Here is an 18,381-nt window from a genome sequence, read left to right as displayed (position 1 = left end):
TGGGTAATAATGGAGATGCTCAATGAGAACCTTAGCATTGGAAGTCAATTGGCTTTTTTACGGCTTAATCGTGCTACTCACTATTTTAATGCGTGTTACTTTTCAGGCCTTTTCCCTTCCTGAGGGTGTCATCCAACTACTCACTTTAGTGGCATTAGCAAGCACCGGTTTGGTGTTATACTTGTCCTTAAGCGATAAACGTTTTCTTCACGTCGATAAAGCGGGGGTGAGCTATAAATGTGGTTTTAAGACCCGTTACCTGCACCGTGAGCAAATTGCCAGTATTAAGTGCTGTTCGTGGCTGCTAGTTGATATCCCAGTAGTGCAGTTAACAGATGGTAAGCAGGTCTATTTTGTCAGTTGGCGGATAGATGAGCAGGCCCGCAGCAAGGCGCTGGCGCTATTATCATAATCTTTGGCAGACTGGCCAGTATAGCCAGTCTTACTGAAAGGATATTACTTTTCGTTGAGCCAAATGGCCGCTTGCTTGGCAAAGTAGGTTAAAATACCATCGGCACCGGCGCGTTTAAACGCCAGCAATGACTCCATAATCGTCGGCCTTTCAGCCAACCAGCCATTCTCAATTGCCGCCATGTGCATGGCGTACTCACCACTCACTTGGTACGCATAAGTAGGCACACCAAACTCATCTTTTACCCGTCTGACCACGTCTAAATAAGGCATACCAGGCTTAACCATTACCATATCAGCACCTTCTTGCAGGTCTAAAGCAACTTCACGCAACGCTTCATCTGAGTTCGCAGGATCCATTTGATAGGTTTTCTTGTCGGCCCCTTTGAGGTTGCCTGCAGAGCCAACCGCATCTCTAAAAGGACCATAGTAGCTAGAGGCATATTTCGCCGAATACGCCATAATACGCGTGTGGATAAAGCCGCACTCCTCCAATGCCTCGCGAATGGCGCCAATACGACCATCCATCATATCCGATGGCGCGACCACATCGGCACCTGCCTCAGCGTGCGATAAAGCCTGCTTTACCAATACCTCGATGGTTTCTTCATTCATGACATAACCATTATCGTCAAGAATGCCATCTTGGCCATGAACGGTGAAAGGGTCGAGTGCCACATCGGTGATCACCCCAAGCTCCGGACAAGCCGCTTTAATGGCTCTTACTGCTCGTTGTGCTAGGCCCTCTGGATTGTAAGCTTCTTCAGCTAACAGCGATTTTTGCTCTGCTGGTGTCACGGGGAAGAGGGCAATGGCGGGAACCCCAAGTTCTACCAGCTCTTTCGCCTCGTTCACTAAGAGATCAATGGACAGTCTCTCCACGCCAGGCATGGAAGGCACCGCCTCACGTTTAGACTCCCCTTCTAACACAAAGACGGGGTAGATTAGATCATTGACTGACAGCGTGTTTTCACTCATTAAACGTCTTGAAAAGTCATCGCGACGCATTCTGCGCATTCGCGTAAGGGGGAAAAGATCGAGTCCTGATTGAGCCACGTTAATTCTCCTGCTTGGATTGATAAGTAACAACACGGTTGCGGCCTTGCGCTTTCGCTTGATAAAGGGCCTTATCGGCATTGTCGGTATACAGTTGGGGTGAATGGGGGTCAGTAACTACGGCACTGTAAACGCCGGCACTGGTGGTAAAGTTGAGCTCGTGTTCACCTACTTTGATCACCATCTCTTGGGTTGCGGTTCTTACCCGCTCGGCAACGTCTACAGCACCGTCAGAGTCGGTGTTGGGTAAAAGTAGGATAAACTCCTCGCCGCCATAACGAAATACTTCATCTTGTGGGCGGCGAAGGAAGCGGTTAATTAAGTTTGCAAACTCACAAATGGCCTGATCGCCCACTAAGTGACCATAGTTGTCATTGATCGTTTTAAAGTGATCGATGTCTAAGATAACAAGGCTTAAAACGCTTTGCTCACGGCGTGAACGGCGCACCTCCATCTGCAAACGCTTGTCAAAGTAACGACGGTTCTTCACCTTAGTTAATGGGTCTTCCATATTGACGCGTTCCAGCTCGCGGTTTTTTTCTTGCAGCTCTCTTAGGGTAACTTGCAACTCAAAAGTGCGTTCTTCGATATTACTCTCAAGGTCCAGTTGCGCCTGTTCTTGCAACTTCAGTTTCTCTTTTAATAGCGCGTCTTCAGCTTGAGTGTGAGTCAGCCGTTGTTGTTGTTTTGCTAACTTGTTATCGCGCTCTTTGATGTACAGTTGAATAATTAAAAAGGCGACGACGACCGATTCAGCAACAAAGAGGCTAAAAAAGCCTAATTGATTGAGGAAACTGCCTGATTGGATCCCAACTGCGACGGTTAATTGGTAACTGATGACAATGCTATGGCTAATGACGACTGCCAGCATGGCCTTACGGCTTGGCTGCTGGCTTTTGGCCAACAGGTATAAACAAAACAGACTAATAATAAAAGCGATGGTTAACGCGGCTAATAGCGCACTGGTGATGGAGAAAAAGGTCAGTGCCAACACCAGAAGACAGGCAAGCGTAAGCACCCACTTGAAGGTAGGGGTTGAGCGTTGCTTCAGCTTATGGGCACTGCAGTAGTTTAAAATAGGGAATAACAGCAAGGTCGCGCTGAGACTCAACAGGCCTTGTCCGTGCTGCTGAAACCACTGCCAATCAGGGTAAAAAAAGCGATAGCCAAAGCCATAAAGGTGGATATTACAGAGCCAGACTAGAGTTAAAAAGGCGGTACCGTAGAGGAAGTAGCGCTTTTGGGTAACAAAATACAGGGCGACAAGTGTGAGCGCCAATGCCGCTAAAAACCCTGCCAGCAAGCCAAATAGCAAATTAAATTTACTTTTGTATTTGAGGTAAGCATTGGGTGACCAAATGGAGATAGGTGCATTGACAACGCCATGGTGAGCAATTTGCAAATAGAGTTCGCTGCGACTTTGCCCTTTAAGTTGCAGTGGTACAACCAAAGACTCGTATTTAAATGGCCGCTTCATTAGCGGCAATGCATCGCCCATCCCTAAGGTCAAAATAGCCGAGTTAGGCTGGACATGATACGCCGTAACGGAATCGATAAGGTTGTTTGCAATGGTAACCAAGAGCGGCACTTGGTGATGCTGTGTGTTGTCAAAAGAAAGCTTCAACCAGAGGTATTTATCGCCTGGCTTTAATCCTATCGGTAAACCAGGTTCTTGCTGCCAATCAACTGGCTGCTTGAGTAAGGCATTGAGTGTCTGATGTTGGTTTACGCTATAGCTAACGGTTGCTTGATGCTTTACCGTAAAGGCCTCGGTGATGGTAAGCGTGGCAACCGCACTGTGGCTTAATAACAATAACAGCAGAACAACTACAATGCGCATGCCAGTTTATCCCCAGAACAATTGGCGAAAGTTACGGCCTGTAGCCTCAATCACTGCGGCTGTGGGTTGTTGCTTAAGTGCAGCGATTTGTTGTGCTACATAGGGTAAATACATGGGCTCATTACGACGTGAACGTGGTTTTGGTTTTATAGTACGAGGTAATAAGTATGGTGCATCCGTTTCGATAAGCAATCTATCTAACGGAATATACTGCAGCAGTTGCTGTAATTGTTGGCCGCGGCGTTCATCACATACCCAGCCGGTAACACCGATCATCAGGCCATAATCGAGGTAGCGGCGCAGTGCCGTTTTATCAGAAGTAAAACAGTGTAAAACGCCATTTACCTGCACCTGCTGTAATAGCTCGTATAAGGCGTCATGCGCCTCTCTTTCATGCAAGTACACGGGCTTATGCATTGCCTGCGCGAGTTGCAGCTGAGTTAGGCAAACCGCTTTTTGTGTGGCTCGTGGTGAAAAGTCACGATTAAAATCCAAACCACACTCACCGATTGCCACCGCTTGTTCATGGCTTTCCACGAGCGTCTGGATTTGTGCTGCCAAGTCATCTGGCGCATCCTTGGCGTCATGCGGGTGTACGCCAACGGTGCAAGGAAAGTTGTACTTTTCTGCCAACTGTAAAGATGCCTTGCTACTGTCCAGATCGCAGCCAATGGCCAGCATTGAGGCCACTCCTGCTGATTTAGCCCGTGCTACGACGGCCTCTAAGTCATCGGCGAACTGACTGCTGGTGAGGTTGACACCAGCATCATAGAGATTCGACATTAGTCGACTCGCTTCACTCTCGTAGAGCGGTTAGAGCCTTCTTTTTTCATTAAGAAAGAACCAAAAGAAGCGCGCTTGATCACGAGCGTGTCGCCCGGATCGGCAAAGAAGCTTTCTGCTGATACTTGTTTCCATACTTGGCCATTATCTAAAGTGAAAAAGGCTCGCTTACGCGCTGAGCGTTCTACTTTAACTAGCTTAGCTGAGATCTCGTCAATTTTTCTGCTCTCAGCCTCAATTTTATGCTCTAGGCCAAACTCAGAGGTAATTGAGGCAGACTTTTCCGGTTTGTTGTTAGACTGTGCTTTGTTCATGGCATGAGCTGGTTTACCAGGCTGTTTTGCCATTTTTTGGTTGCCTTGTGAAGCTGGCTTGTTAGCCATGACATTGTCATAACACATTAAACGCTTTAGGTCGTTTTCGACCATGGCACAGGCCTGTAAAGCCTGAGTGTTAATTGGCTTTGCTACGGCGAAAGAAGAGACACCGAGTGCAACAAGTGCGATTATTTTTTTCATTTTTCTGACTCCTGTTGGGTGGGTTGTTTACTATAAAACGCCGCTAATACTAAACCTAATTCAAACAGTAATAACATCGGCAGTGCCAGTAGCGTTTGCGACAGCACATCCGGTGGCGTAAGGAACATGGCAATAACGAAAGCACCCACCACAACATAAGGACGTTTGCCCTTTAGACTTGTGGTGGTGGTGATACCACTCCAGCATAGCAACATAATGGCAACTGGTATTTCAAAGGCGATACCAAATGCAAAGAATAGTTTTAAGATAAAGCCGAGATAACTACTGATATCCGGCGATAAGGTCATCATTTCTGGCCCAACACTGGTGAAGAAGCCAAGAATGATGGGCATCACAACAAAGTAACAAAACGCAATGCCGCCATAAAATAAAACAATGCTGGACAGTAAAATGGGGATCAGCATGCGCTTTTCATGCTTATATAACCCAGGTGCAATAAAGCCCCACACTTGGTGTAAAATAAACGGAATGGCTGCAAACAATGCCACAAACAAGGTTAATTTAAACGGTGCAAAAAATGGCGCAGTGACATCCGTTGCAATCATGGTGGTATTGGTTGGTAAGCTTTGCACTAAAGGAGCTGCGACAAAAGCGTAAATATCATTGGCGAAATAGACCAATGCAACAAAGATCAGCAAGACACTCATCAGCGCTTTCATTAAGCGGTTACGCAATTCAACTAGGTGCGCAATAAAGCCACTTTGGGCAGTTTCTGTCATGTAACTATGCTCGTTATAAATGATTCAACGTTGACTCAACCGGCAGCAAAGTCCACTGCAAAAACTCTAGCAGTCGCTAACTTATCGCCGATGGCTTGACCTGCTGATTGGTTACTCTTTGTTGTTATTATTAACGTCGTTCGCCTTATAAGAGTGCTTGACTGAGTCAGCCGCCTCTTGTAATTCTTGAACAGACTGTTTTAGTTGCGGATCAAGGTCTTGCATACCTTGTTGTTCCGCCTTTTTTAGGTTGTTGTGGAGCTCATGGACACGTAACTCTTCACTGACTTCAGCTTTCACTGAGTTAGCCACGGATTTCACGGTTTTAACCCAACGAGCTACCGTACGGATGGCGACAGGTAACCGTTCTGGGCCCAATACGATTAGGCCAACGATCAGCACCACCACCAATTCCCACATTCCCATGTAACTTAAACCTTGTCTTTTTCTTTTTCAGCTGTGGTTTGTTGTTGCTCAGCTGAGGTATTGGCCAGCTTGTCTTTTTCTGCGTCGCTGTTTGCTTGGTCGTCAGAAACCGCTTTTTTGAAGCCTTTCACTGCGCCACCAAGGTCGCTGCCGATACCACGAAGCTTTTTCGTTCCGAACAATAACACGATGATGGCAAGAATAATGAGTAACTGCCAAATACTGATTCCACCAAATCCCATAACATCTCCAATAATAACTGACTGCTAGTGGTATCGATTATACGCCTAGCGCACAAAAAATCACCCTGTTTTACGCCAAGCGCAAACAAATACGACCACCGCCAGCGTTGCCATTACCGCACTGGCAATGGCTTGATCAAAAATAAAGCTCAAGCCTGAGATGATGGCAAAACTGCTTGCTGCCAAGCCAAGCAAAATAGGTTTAATTGCCACTGGTTGCGGCGCGGGTGGCAAAGTTCCGGGGCCACGTTTCAAGCTTTGATACACTAAGTCTGGCAGTTCGGGCATTTTTTCTGCCCAAAATGGCAAGTTGGCGTACATTTTCTTTGCTACCGCCAAAGGCCCCACTTGGTCTTTTACCCATTGCTCTAAAAAGGGCTTGGCAGTTTTCCATAGATCCAGTTGCGGGTAAAGCTGACGGCCAAGGCCTTCAACATAGAGCAGGGTCTTTTGTAACAATACCAGCTGAGGTTGCACTTCCATGTTGAAACGTCTTGCGGTGTTAAACAGGTTCACCAATACATGACCAAACGAGATCTCAGCCAATGGCTTATTAAAAATAGGCTCGCAAACGGTGCGGATGGCAAACTCAAACTCTTCCACACAGGTGTCAGCAGGGACCCAGCCTGAGTCTACGTGTAACTGCGCTACTTGGCGGTAGTCACGGTTGAAAAAGGCGATGAAGTTTTCGGCCAAATAGCGTTTATCTTCGCGGTTGAGGGTGCCGACAATACCACAGTCAATGCCAATATATTTCGGGTTGTGGGGGTTTTCGCGGGAGACAAAAATATTGCCAGGATGCATATCAGCGTGGAAGAAACTGTCTCTGAAGACCTGAGTAAAAAAGACTTCTACGCCACGCTCAGCCAGCAGTTTCATATTGGTGCCTTGGGCCAGTAGCGCTTCAGTATCTGATACTGGAATGCCGTAAATGCGCTCCATCACCAATACATTTTTGCGTGAGTAATCACTGTAAACTTCTGGAATATAAAGCGAGTCTGAGCCCTCGAAGTTGCGTCTAAGTTGAATGGCATTGGCGCCTTCACGCATCAGGTCAAGCTCATCAAGCAGTGTCTTTTTATATTCTCTGACCACCTCGACTGGTCGCAGTCGTTTGCCTTCACTTAATAAATTCACCACCACTTTGGCAAAGCGCTCCATTAAGGATAAGTCGGCCTGAATTTGCTTTTCAATGTCGGGGCGGATGACTTTAATCACCACATCTTTAATGCCATCATCCAATTGCAATTGCGCACTGTGGACTTGGGCAATGGACGCTGAAGCCAATGGCGTGGCTTCAAACTCCTTAAAATAGTGGTAAATGTCGTCAATTTCTAACGCTTGCTCGATTAATTGCCGCGCTTGAGCTGAGTCAAAAGGCGGTACTTTGTCTTGTAAAAACGCCAGCTCTTCAGCGATATCAGGGGGAAGCAGGTCGCGTCGTGTCGACAGCATTTGACCAAATTTAATCCACACCGGCCCTAAAGATTGCAAAGCAAGGCGCAGGCGTGTGCCGATGGCTTTATCTTTATGCTTATTACGCATCCAAAATAAACTGGCGCGGGCAAGCTTGCCGTACCATGGCTGCCGCTCTGCTGGGACAAGTTCATCGAGGCCATAGTCTAAAAAGGTTTTGGTGATCTGATGCAAACGCAATAAAGACAAACTAGGTTCCTTTATTCTGCTGTAATAATGAATCGAGCCGCTGGGTTAAACTGTCGACTTCTTTACTTACTTGTCTAACTTGATGCTTAAATGTTTGAAATTCTAGCGGGTGAGGCGCCACTTGCAGCTCATCTTGCAACAGCTCATGTAAGGTGGCGGTTGCCACTGTGGCATCTCGTTTCGCTCGGCTGCTAAGCGTGCTGGCGCAATCAACAAGCAGTTGTGCTGGGCCATCACCAAGGTAGGTGGCTAACTGCTCAGCCCAGTCAATGTCGAGCTCGGCCACTGCGTTACTATAACACTGTGCTAAGGATAAGTTACCATCGAGGTCGAGCTTATCTTGTCTGATTAGGGCGGTGAGTTGGCTGGGATCTTTTAGCGCTAACAAGGTTTCTAGGTCAGCACTAATGCTGCAATCGGCGTGGCCTGAAAAGGGCGCAAGCACATGCACTTTATTACCGCTGTGCTGAAACGCGATGCACAGCTCCAGATCTCTTACGCTGATACTCAATACTTGATGATGGCTTGGAGCTAAGGCCGTTGCCATCTCAGGTGATAAAGTCAGTGCCCGATTTAATAACGCCTCGATGGCGGCGCCCAGCAACGAAGCAAACACGTTAACTCCTAAAACTTAAAACCACGGTGAAGAGCAACGATGCCACCGGTCATATTCTGGTAGTCCGTTTGTTCAAAACCCGCCTCATCCATCATCGCTTTTAGCGTATCCTGATCTGGATGCATGCGGATTGACTCAGCCAAATAACGGTAAGACTCGCTGTCGTTGGCAACCAGCTTGCCCATGGTTGGCAGTAAGCTGAAAGAGTAAAAGTCGTATAATTTTGCCAGCGCTTCACTGTCGGTTTTTGAAAACTCCAGCACCAACAGTCGACCACCGGGTTTCAACACACGGTACATGGAACGTAGAGCTTTATCTTTGTCAGTGACATTGCGAAGACCAAAAGCAATGGTAATGACATCGAAGGTGTTGTCTTCAAATGGCAGCATTTCAGCATTCATTTGCACGTATTCAATGTTACTCACTAAGCCTAAATCGCGCAGTTTCTCACGACCGACCTTGAGCATGGAGTCATTGATATCGCCAAGTACAACTTTTCCTTGATCACCGACTAATTCACTGAACTTAGCCGTTAAGTCTCCTGTTCCGCCGGCTAAATCAAGTACTTTATGACCGGCTCGGACGCCGGAGCTGGCAATGGTCTGGCGCTTCCACAGGCGATGGATACCAAACGACATCAAGTCGTTCATGATATCGTATTTGGCTGCCACAGAGTGGAACACATCGGCGACCATTGAGGCTTTTTTATCTGCTTCAACTGTTTTATATCCAAAGTGGGTGGTGTTTTCTTGCGACTCTTTCATGTGGCTTCCATCATTACACTGCATCAATGCTGTTAGTGTACTTGATTGCTGGACTTAGGTGCAATTTCTTCTCGTTGATTGCGAAAAAATAACCACCTTTTCAGGGAGAGTAAGGGTATGGCTAATGGCTAGTATAACAAGATTGGCCTAAAGATTGTGCTTTTTGCGCGGCATAGCCTGCGCGTTTAACCAGAGTATTAAAATCTTGTTCAGGGGCTAGCTGTGCGATCCCCAAAGACAGTGCCACATTGGGCAGCGGCACTTTGCCTTTGGCACTGACGAATTTCAGGCGCTCGACCCCTTTGCGCACTTTTTCTGCGATGACATCCGCGGTATATAAGTCGATATCGGCCAAGATCACGGTGAACTCTTGCTTGCCAGTTCTGCCTGGCAAGCCACTTTCAACCACATAACGCTTGAGGCTTTTGGCAATGCGATTTAGGACCACCTCGCCAACCATATCGCCAAAGCGTGAAATAAAGTCGTCGAGGTTTTCTACTTGCACATTGAGGGCACAGACGGTTTTTTGTTGTGACTGCCACAACTCGACTTTTTGCCGTAAAAAGTGGCGTTTATATAGGCCCGTTTGCGGATCGAGCAGGTGTTGTTTGCGCAGCTCTTTTAGTAATTTCTGGCTTTGCTGGTAATCTTGACGTGACTTAAGCAACGCTTGCTTAAACTGCTTGTGTTGTTTTAGCAACAGTTCAGTTTGTTTGGTCAAAGTGGTGAGGGCGCGTTTACTTTTCTCAATATTGTGCTCATCTAAATTATGCACACAATGGCTGATCTGCTGGGCAAATTTAGTTACGTGCTTTTGCGACGCTTCGGTATCGTCTTGCAGCTGTGTCATAAGAGAGTCAACCCCTTCTAAAAGCTGCGATTGCACCTTTTGACCTTGGTCGATGAACTGATAATAAAGCTGTTCGATGAATACTGAATCAATCTTGGTTTTGCTTTTCACCGCTTGTTCAATAGCAGCGTCCAGTTCGGCGTTAGCCGCACTGATATGAATATAAGCAACTTGATAGTTTAATGGCGTCGGCGGCAAATGATGTTGCTCTAAAAACAGGCACACCTGTGTCATCTTTTCTTGGGCAACAGCCATGGGATCATGGAACATCATTTCATTTACCACAACAATTAATCATAAAACGTTAATGAACATCCACCAATTCCGTCGGCGTAATTCTTGTCCTAATTGCACTAGACCTACATTAATCGGTATCGTGCGAATTTAAAAGCAAAAACTTTGTCTTTGAAATAGAAAATTTACATTTTTTTGTTGAATTGCTGATTTTCTCAGCAGTTTTTACTAGATTGGCTACATTGTATCCAATTTGGGTATTTGGAAATTCTATCGAATTAAGTTGCATCGTGAAAAGGACTTTTCTACCTTGGACGATACATATGTAACAGAAGATGGATCTGTGCTGCTGCTTTAGTAGCGACATGGAACTGTGATTAAACTGACTGAGGAAGTAAGCGTGTTATCACCGAAAATAAAGCTTTGGACTAAGCACTCAAGTGTTGCCCTTTGTTTAGCTGCCCTATTATCTGGCTGCGCGATGACGTCTGTGGATAGTAACTCTAATTTTACTGAAGTTGCTGAAAAAGTGATGGAGTTTAGAGAGGATACCAACGCTTACCGTCGCGATATTGCCGCCGAGTATTTACTGCCCAACCTAAGTGCTGAACGTTTAGCGCAGTTAAATCAGCAGCGTTTAGCATTTCTAGCCGAGCTCGATGCGCTAGATCCGTCCTCACTCAGTGAGGATAATCAAATCAACTTGACCATATTAAGAGCGCAGATCCAAAACAAAGTGGATCAATACCGTTTTAATAGTCATTACATGCCGCTGACTTCAGAGTATGGTTTTCATTCTGGTTTGTCGTTTATGGTATCAAGCCATGACTTTAGTAAAGCTGAAGGTTATGAGCTTTATTTAGCAAGACTGCAGCAAGTTCCGCGCTATTTTGAGCAAAATATGGCTTGGATGAAAAAGGGCATGGCGTCAGGGTTAACGCAGCCAAAAGCGGTATTAGCCGGTTATGAAAGCTCGATAGCCGCTTACATTGTCGATGATGTCACTGAGTCTGAATTTTATAAACCATTCAAAAGCAATAATACCAGTATGTCTGACGCGCAATTTAGCGCGTTGCAAAACAAAGCGAAGAAAATTATCAAGCAGCACGTTATTACGGCTTATCAAAACTACTTCGACTTTTTTGTCGAGCAGTATCGCCCTGCGGCAAGAGAAACCATTGGTATCTCGGCAACCCCTAATGGTGAAGCTTATTACGCTAATCGTGCTAAGTATTACACCACCACAGACATGACACCAAAAGAGATCCATGAGTTAGGCTTGCAAGAGGTTGCTCGGATCCGCGCAGAGATGGAAAAAATCATCGAAGAAGTGGAATTTGAAGGCACATTCGCAGAGTTTGTGCAGTTTTTACGTACTGATCCGCAGTTTTATGCCAAAACGCCGGAAGAGCTGCTAAAAGAAGCGGCTTACATCGCGAAAAAAATGGATGCTCAGTTACCTAAGCTATTCCATACCTTACCGCGTAAACCTTATGGTGTCGCTCCAGTACCAGCCAGTATCGCACCGAAGTACACTACGGGCCGTTATTCTGGAGCGCGAAGCGATACCGACGCAGGTTATTACTGGGTCAATACGTATGCTTTAGACAAGCGACCTTTGTATGTATTAGAAGCGCTTACGCTTCATGAGGCGGTGCCTGGTCACCACTTACAAATCGCATTGAATGCCGAGCTTGATTACCTTCCTGAGTATCGCCGTAATGAGTACATTTCAGCCTTTGGTGAGGGCTGGGGACTGTATTCTGAATTCTTAGGTATCGAAGCGGGTTTCTATCAAGACCCTTACAGCGATTTTGGTCGTCTGACTTATGAAATGTGGCGTGCTGCACGTCTAGTAGTGGACACTGGCATGCATATGTTTGGCTGGAGCCGAGAAAAGGCGATGAACTTTATGAAGGACAATACCGCGCTTTCTCTGCATAACGTTAAAACAGAAACTGACCGCTATATCTCATGGCCAGCACAAGCGCTGTCTTATAAGATTGGTGAGCTGACGATTAAGCGCCTACGTCGCAAAGCCGAAAAGGCATTAGGTGATAAGTTTGATATTCGCGAGTTTCACCACCAAATCTTACGCCACGGTTCTGTGCCGCTTTTCGTCCTTGAAAACCAAATCGATCGGTATATTGAGTCGACAATGAATCAGTAACGACACTTACCAGTAGGTAAGCCTAGAAGTGTATTCTTAGGCTTACCTATGCTTAATGGCGGTATAAAGCTGTTTGACTAGAGCGGTAAGGTCACAAGCCTCGAATTATGGATAGTTTGTAAACCTGTTTGGTTTTGTTTCACTCGATAAATAAGTGCCTACCTTCTGAACTATCGATATTACATGCAAGTGTATTGGTGTGTATTTAATAGTAACCCGGATTAACGCTTGCTCTGTTTGAGAGTAAATTTGACGCTAACGACGTTAAAACTTTTTATTTCGAACCTCTAGATAGCAAAACTTCTGCCTTACCTAAATATATCTAAGTATCTAGGTAGGAGCTGAATGTAGGAGCGGTGCTATCGGCGAAGTTTCTTTCCCTCAAACAGACCACCTAATTAAGTCAATTGCTACAAGAACGTCAGCATTTATCTGACTTACACTCTGCACCAGGATTAAATTTATTTAGAAAACGGCTGCAGTTACTGAGGAAATAAAAGCTGTCTTGTTCAAAGTGGAGCACTTACTTAAGTGCCTTGGGACAGATGATGATGATTGCATCTACTCTACATGCCTATCTGTAATATAAAGCACTGGAACAAACGCACTAACTTATTGTAAATATTTTCCTAATTATTTTTATGTTATTGATTTTGATGCTAATAAAAATAAAATAAATTCATCACATCTTCCTAATCGACTTTGACCTTCTGCCCTTTTAATCTTTTCGTCAACAACTTGCAGTCAACAGCTTTAGCGCTGAGCTGCAGTCAAATTTTATAATCAGAGACGAATAAGAGGACAGATTATGCTTTTAAATAAAGCCACATTGGCCGTTATTATGGCCGTAACTTTGAATGGTTGTAGTCAATTCCAGGCGCAAGTCAACAGCCAGCTTGACGGAATAGAGCGAGTAGAAGCAAAAAAGGTTGCTCCAGGGGCTATTGGCATAGCGTATGAAAAGTTTGAGCTAGACAACGGCTTGACAGTTATTATCCATGAAGATAATTCTGATCCGTTAGTACACGTTGACGTAACTTACCATGTGGGCTCTGCCCGAGAGGAGTTAGGTAAGTCAGGTTTTGCACACTTGTTTGAACATATGATGTTTCAAGGTTCGAAACACGTTGCTGACGAACAGCATGTTAAAATGGTTACTGAAGCCGGTGGTCGCTTTAATGCCACAACCAATACCGACAGAACTAATTATTACCAGACAGTACCATCTAATCAGCTAGAAAAAATGCTGTGGTTAGAAGCCGATCGAATGGGCTTTTTTGCGCAAGGGATCACTCAAGAAAAATTTGCCATTCAACGTGCAGCAGTTAAAAACGAGCGCATGATGAGATACGATAATGTCCCCTATGGCCAAGCCTTAGAAAAAGTTCATCAGACTCTGTATGACTATGGTCACCCCTACTCATGGCTACCGATTGGTTATATGTCTGATTTGAACCGTGCTAGCGCTTCTGATTTAAAAGCCTTTTTCAAGCGTTGGTATGGGCCAAACAACGCTACTTTGACGATTGGTGGAGCTGTTAACAGCGAAGATGTCCTGCCATTAGTGAAAAAATATTTTGGCTCTATCCCTAAGGGAGAAAGTGTAAAAAGAGCTGCTAAGCAGCCAACCAGCTTAACGGAGTCTCGCTTTGTATCTTACCAAGATAATGTTAGCTTACCAATGCTGCGCAAAGTATACCCAACAGTTTATCTTGGTCACCAAGATGAAGCTGCACTGGATGCCATTGGTTATTTAGTTGGACAAGGACAGAGCTCACTTCTGTATCGTAAGTTGGTTAATACCCAACAAGCAGTGGCGGCCTTTGCATCACATTGGTGTTTAGAGCTAGCTTGTAAGATGACTTTTGGAGCATTACCACATCCGGCAAAAGGCAAAACTTTGTCACAGTTGAATGAGGAAATCACCCAATTAGTAGATAACTATATACAAGATGAGCTATCGCAAAAAGATATAGACCTTTACATTGCAAAGAAAGAGTCAGAAATAGTGAGGGCGTTGCAAAGCGTTAAAGGAAAAGTTTCTATGCTAGCAGAGTTTGAAACTTTCCATAATGATCCGAGTTATCTACAGCAGCAACTTAACAGAATTAAACGTCTAACTGTGAGCGATATTAAGCGAGTATACAATCAACATTTGGAAGGTAAACCACAAGTTGTACTCAGCATTGTACCAAAAGGCCAGAAAGAGCTTATCACGCAACCTGATAACTTTACTCCAACCTTTTTCCAACCAAGCAGCGAAAAAGTAACAGAGCAGGAGGTAACACTACCGCAGATCAGCGATGAGTTTGATCGCAGTGAAGTGCCAAAGGCAGCGGCAGCAAAGCCGATTCAACTTCCAGCGCTTTGGCAAGCACAAACGGATAATGGTATTGATATTTTGGGCACAGAGGATTTTGAAACACCTACAACAACACTATTACTACAGATCCCCGCAGGGCGTTTATACGACCAAGAAAATAAGAATGGAGTGGCGCTGCTGACAACACAGATGTTGGAAGAGGCTACAATGAAGCACTCCTCTTCAGAGCTGGCACAAAAATTGGCGGAAAACGGCGCCGAGATATCATTTGAATTGAAAGCCGAATATATCGAAGTAACCGTGTCTACATTAAGTAAAAACTTGTTACCAACACTTAATATCTTATCAGAGAAGCTGCTGCAGCCTAAGTTCTCAAAGGCCGATTTTGTTAAAGTGAAGAGCAATATTGCTGAAGTAAGCAGATTAGAAAGATCCAATGCTTCATTTCTAGCTGATGGTATGTTGTCGAAAATAATGTATCAAGATGGGAATTACCGTAGTGCTTGGCTACCCTCGCTAGAAGAGCTTAATAGAATCGAGTTAGAAGATATAAAAGGTCACTATAAGGCACTTGTTCGACCTCAAGGCAGTAAACTATCAATTGTTTCTAACATTTCTCAGGGTGATATTGTAGCTGCAATCAATAATACGCTAGAGCAATGGAATGGAAGAGTTAATTTAACACTTGAGCAGCCCAAGCCTGCAGAATTGAACAGCGAGGTAGTTTATTTGGTACATAAGGAAGATGCACCTCAAGTGGAGGTTCGGGTGGCTGGCCATGCTGCAAAGGAAGACTTATCTGGAGTCCACTTCAAGAGTAAAATTATGAACTTTGCATTTTCTGGCGGCTTCAATAGTCGATTAAATCAAAACTTGCGTGAGGACAAGGGGTACACCTATGGAATTGGTGGCAGGTTTAAAGGCTATGGTGATGCTGGTCAATTCATTATCTCATCGGGTGTTGAGGCCACGCATGTTGCTGCAGCTTTGCAAGAGCTTCAAAAAGAGCTTGAACGCATAAGTAAGTCAGGTCTGTCAAGGGATGAGCTGGAGTTTACTCGAAATTCAATTGCACAAAGGGATGCTTTAAAGTACGAGACTCCAGCTGCAAAATTACGCTTCTTCGCAATGATGCATAAACATAATGTCGATGCCAACATTACAAAAAGACGCGCTGAAATCATCAAAAGTGTTAGCAAAAAAGAATTAAACTTATTGGCTAAAAAGTATTTATCTGCAGAACAAATGACGTACGTTGTGGTTGGCGATGCAACCTCACTTACGCCACAGCTAGAAAGTTCTGGCTTTACGGTTAAACAAGTTAGTTTGTAACAAACGTTGGTGGTAGCATGGCGAGCTTATAGCTCGCCATGCTTTTTACTGCTCTATCGCATTTTTTACTGCTAATGAGGTACTTCACCGTTCAATTTGTTTGCAGAATTAATTCGATTGCTACAGGCTTCAATTACCAGCAAAGTATAATTTAATTTCGTTGTGGTAACGTGTTACATAAGAGACCAGTAACTTATTTCCATGCACATCGATGTGATAAATATAAGACTCAGAATTTACAGCACTCCCTATGTCTAATACGGTATTTAAACGCCCTTGTGTATCGAGTTGATAAACGTTACTGCGACTATGCAGGTAAATTTTATTCTTGTAGGCTGTGATGGTTGGGCTTAACCAAACATTATTGACCAGTTCATTAAGTTGCGAGCCAGTAAGTATAGGTGTTTGCTCGGCTGTTTTAATATTTAACAGAGCAATGTCGCGATGGTTTGATATTGTTACTAGATGACTGTCATCTAACCAGTCGATACTAACGAGGTTATCCACTTCGATTGATAGTTTTTTAGTGTTATCGAGGTAACTGACTTCAACCGCTTCGTTATCCGTGATTGGGTTTACCCGTAATTGAGCTACCTTTCCATCATACAATCGAATGCTGCCACTTCTGCCACTATCAGGTAAAGATAATTGCACTGCAAAAGAGTCAATGTCTCTTACTTGAGAAACTTGGTCTTTAGTATTTTTAACCAAAACATGTGCACTCTCGGGGTCTGAGTCAATAATAGAATAACCCGCACCAAGCTTTTTTAACTCACTGTATTTACGGCTTTTATCTATTTTAAAAACGTTGTAAGAGGCTGAGTCTCGGAAAATAATATCATTATATGTGTATACACCGTCCCCAAGGTAGGCCATATTGACTTCATAAACTCCTGGCTTGGCAAAAAATGTCGACTTGGTTGTCTCCAGATCGACAACATAGCTGTCGTGATCATAGCCATAAGTGGTTAGCAGCAATTTGTCCTTAGACATTGGTAGCACAAATGAGCTTGGTTCAACTTCAACAGGTACGGGTGGAAGTTCGGAATATGAAGTCATAGAGAAACGTCTTATTTCATTGGTTTCATGGTTAAACCATATCACTGTATTTTGTTTAGCATTCCAATTAACTGCCCACAATAAATAGGGAAACTCTGCTAACTTTATTGTTTTGTGGCCTGACAAAGAGGTAATCAACAGCTCCATACTGTCACCGATATCTCGGGTAAAGATAAGCTGCTGACTTTCGGGAATGACAGCCAATAATTGGTCTCCAAAGCCGTTTTGGCTAGGTGTGGTGACTCGAGTTTCTATCTTATTATTAAGGTTGTAAGTATAAACTGCCATTAAATTTGGCTTACCTAAAAAAGCTTGTTTACTATAAACAAGTTTATTCTTTCCAAAGTCAAAGAGCGCTTTTAGCTGGCCAAAAGAGCAAGGAAATAATGATTGATCTTGTTCGCTAGTTTGCTGCTTTATTGGATGGCGCCTATATTCACATGACCCGCCTTGCTCTTTGCTGGAAGCTGGGCTGCGATAATAAATCCACTCACTGTTTGCCGACCAGCCAAGCAAAGTGCTTCCTGAGGGTAAGTTAAGTGCAACCTCATGTTGAGTGTTAAGATCCATTAATCGTAATTCTCCCATTTTACTAATTTCATTAGTATCTGCTTGGAAGTTGTAAGCTAAAAAGCGTTGATTAGGGGAAAGGTGCAGTTTTCCATGGTGCCCCCGGTACCAAGATAATATCTGGCTATCAAAGGTCTTGTTCTGAACCTCTGCAATGTGGGTCGGTTCTTTCCACTTATAAGCCGCAATAGCTATAAAGATTACAACACCAATGACCAGCATATAAAGCCAAGGGCGCGGCCAATATGCAGAGGGCCGCTTGAGGCTGTTGGAGCCGTTTTCTAATAGAGTGCTATCACTTTTAGGTTTGGGAATAGAGAGGCTATAACCTTTACGGTAATGTGTTTTTATTAGTGGTTGCAATTGTGGTTCTGCGGATAGTTGCTTTCTAAGCTCAAAAATAACTCGGTTAATTGTATTGTCATCGACAAAATTGAGCTGCCAAACATTCTCAGATAGTTCTTGGCGACTGATAATCCTATCTTGATTTTCAATGAAGTAAATTAAGGCTTTGAATAAAAGAGGTTCCAACTCTTTACTTTCAGTGGTGCTGCTTAAGGTTTGCGTTGCAGTATTAAGTTGCCAGTACCCTAAATCAATGGAGTGAGTATCGTTCGTTTGATGAGCCATGCTACTACCGAATAACAATATAACTTTATGAGTGAAATAGTACCAAAAAATAAAGGCTTTTTTTCCTTTGTTTACGTTGGTTAATAAAAGGTATTTTTTATATAAAAAAATTTGCTTTGTTAGCACTGTTTCTTTAAATTAGGTACGTTTAA

15 protein-coding genes are annotated in these 18,381 nt (G+C 44.2%); 3 read left to right on the top strand and 12 right to left on the bottom strand.

Annotated elements, in window-relative coordinates; translation table 11 throughout:
• Positions 1-22 precede the first annotated feature (22 nt).
• A complete protein-coding gene (locus R3P39_RS12905) occupies positions 23-412 on the top strand; it encodes a hypothetical protein (protein WP_336567940.1) in 390 nt (129 codons plus the stop codon).
• 44 nt (positions 413-456) lie between these two features.
• On the opposite strand, the gene hemB is transcribed toward R3P39_RS12905, so the two are convergent.
• The 11 genes from hemB to R3P39_RS12850 all read right to left on the bottom strand — a co-directional run bounded on the left by hemB (position 457) and on the right by R3P39_RS12850 (position 10,184).
• The gene (gene hemB / locus R3P39_RS12900) at positions 457-1,467 is read right to left on the bottom strand and encodes a porphobilinogen synthase (RefSeq protein WP_336567939.1); all 1,011 of its coding nucleotides are present in this window, start codon (positions 1,465-1,467) and stop codon (positions 457-459) included.
• A gap of 1 nt (position 1,468) precedes the next feature.
• Positions 1,469-3,307: a sensor domain-containing diguanylate cyclase gene (locus tag R3P39_RS12895; protein WP_336567937.1), complete on the bottom strand. Its 1,839-nt coding sequence runs from the start codon at positions 3,305-3,307 to the stop codon at positions 1,469-1,471.
• 6 nt (positions 3,308-3,313) lie between these two features.
• Positions 3,314-4,090, bottom strand: coding sequence for a TatD family hydrolase (locus R3P39_RS12890; protein ID WP_336567936.1), 777 nt, complete (start codon positions 4,088-4,090; stop codon positions 3,314-3,316).
• A complete protein-coding gene (locus R3P39_RS12885) occupies positions 4,090-4,608 on the bottom strand; it encodes a hypothetical protein (protein WP_336567935.1) in 519 nt (172 codons plus the stop codon). Before R3P39_RS12885 ends, R3P39_RS12890 begins: the two co-directional genes overlap by 1 nt.
• Positions 4,605-5,348: a twin-arginine translocase subunit TatC gene (gene tatC, locus R3P39_RS12880; RefSeq protein ID WP_336567934.1), complete on the bottom strand. Its 744-nt coding sequence runs from the start codon at positions 5,346-5,348 to the stop codon at positions 4,605-4,607. The genes R3P39_RS12885 and tatC overlap by 4 nt, the downstream gene beginning before the upstream one ends.
• A gap of 111 nt (positions 5,349-5,459) precedes the next feature.
• Entirely contained in the window at positions 5,460-5,774 is a 315-nt protein-coding gene (tatB, locus tag R3P39_RS12875) for a Sec-independent protein translocase protein TatB (protein WP_336567933.1), read from the bottom strand.
• Positions 5,775-5,779: 5 nt separating this feature from the next.
• On the bottom strand, positions 5,780-6,016 hold the full coding sequence (gene tatA / locus R3P39_RS12870) for a Sec-independent protein translocase subunit TatA (RefSeq protein WP_336567932.1): 237 nt from the start codon (positions 6,014-6,016) through the stop codon (positions 5,780-5,782).
• Between the two features lie 60 nt (positions 6,017-6,076).
• Positions 6,077-7,681 (bottom strand): ubiquinone biosynthesis regulatory protein kinase UbiB, encoded by a 1,605-nt coding sequence (gene ubiB / locus R3P39_RS12865; protein ID WP_336567930.1) that lies wholly within the window; start codon positions 7,679-7,681, stop codon positions 6,077-6,079.
• A gap of 1 nt (position 7,682) precedes the next feature.
• Positions 7,683-8,297, bottom strand: a complete 615-nt coding sequence (locus R3P39_RS12860; RefSeq protein ID WP_336567929.1) for a ubiquinone biosynthesis accessory factor UbiJ — start codon at positions 8,295-8,297, stop codon at positions 7,683-7,685.
• Positions 8,298-8,305: 8 nt separating this feature from the next.
• Entirely contained in the window at positions 8,306-9,061 is a 756-nt protein-coding gene (gene ubiE, locus R3P39_RS12855) for a bifunctional demethylmenaquinone methyltransferase/2-methoxy-6-polyprenyl-1,4-benzoquinol methylase UbiE (protein WP_336567928.1), read from the bottom strand.
• A gap of 121 nt (positions 9,062-9,182) precedes the next feature.
• On the bottom strand, positions 9,183-10,184 hold the full coding sequence (locus R3P39_RS12850) for a GGDEF domain-containing protein (protein WP_336567927.1): 1,002 nt from the start codon (positions 10,182-10,184) through the stop codon (positions 9,183-9,185).
• Between the two features lie 361 nt (positions 10,185-10,545).
• Here R3P39_RS12850 and R3P39_RS12845 point away from each other — a divergent pair, with 361 nt between their 5' ends.
• Together R3P39_RS12845 and R3P39_RS12840 are read left to right on the top strand one after the other, a co-directional pair.
• Positions 10,546-12,315, top strand: coding sequence for a DUF885 domain-containing protein (locus tag R3P39_RS12845; protein ID WP_336569317.1), 1,770 nt, complete (start codon positions 10,546-10,548; stop codon positions 12,313-12,315).
• 808 nt (positions 12,316-13,123) lie between these two features.
• Positions 13,124-15,970, top strand: coding sequence for a M16 family metallopeptidase (locus tag R3P39_RS12840; protein ID WP_336567926.1), 2,847 nt, complete (start codon positions 13,124-13,126; stop codon positions 15,968-15,970).
• Positions 15,971-16,099: 129 nt separating this feature from the next.
• Here R3P39_RS12840 and R3P39_RS12835 read toward each other — a convergent pair whose 3' ends face one another.
• On the bottom strand, positions 16,100-18,355 hold the full coding sequence (locus tag R3P39_RS12835) for a winged helix-turn-helix domain-containing protein (protein ID WP_336567924.1): 2,256 nt from the start codon (positions 18,353-18,355) through the stop codon (positions 16,100-16,102).
• Positions 18,356-18,381 lie beyond the last annotated feature (26 nt).

Origin of the sequence: Pseudoalteromonas sp. UG3-2 (assembly GCF_037120705.1) — a bacterium.
Taxonomy (GTDB): Bacteria; Pseudomonadota; Gammaproteobacteria; order Enterobacterales; family Alteromonadaceae; genus Pseudoalteromonas.
The sequence above is the reverse complement of the archived record's forward strand: the minus strand, read 5'-3'. Positions and strand labels throughout refer to the sequence as shown.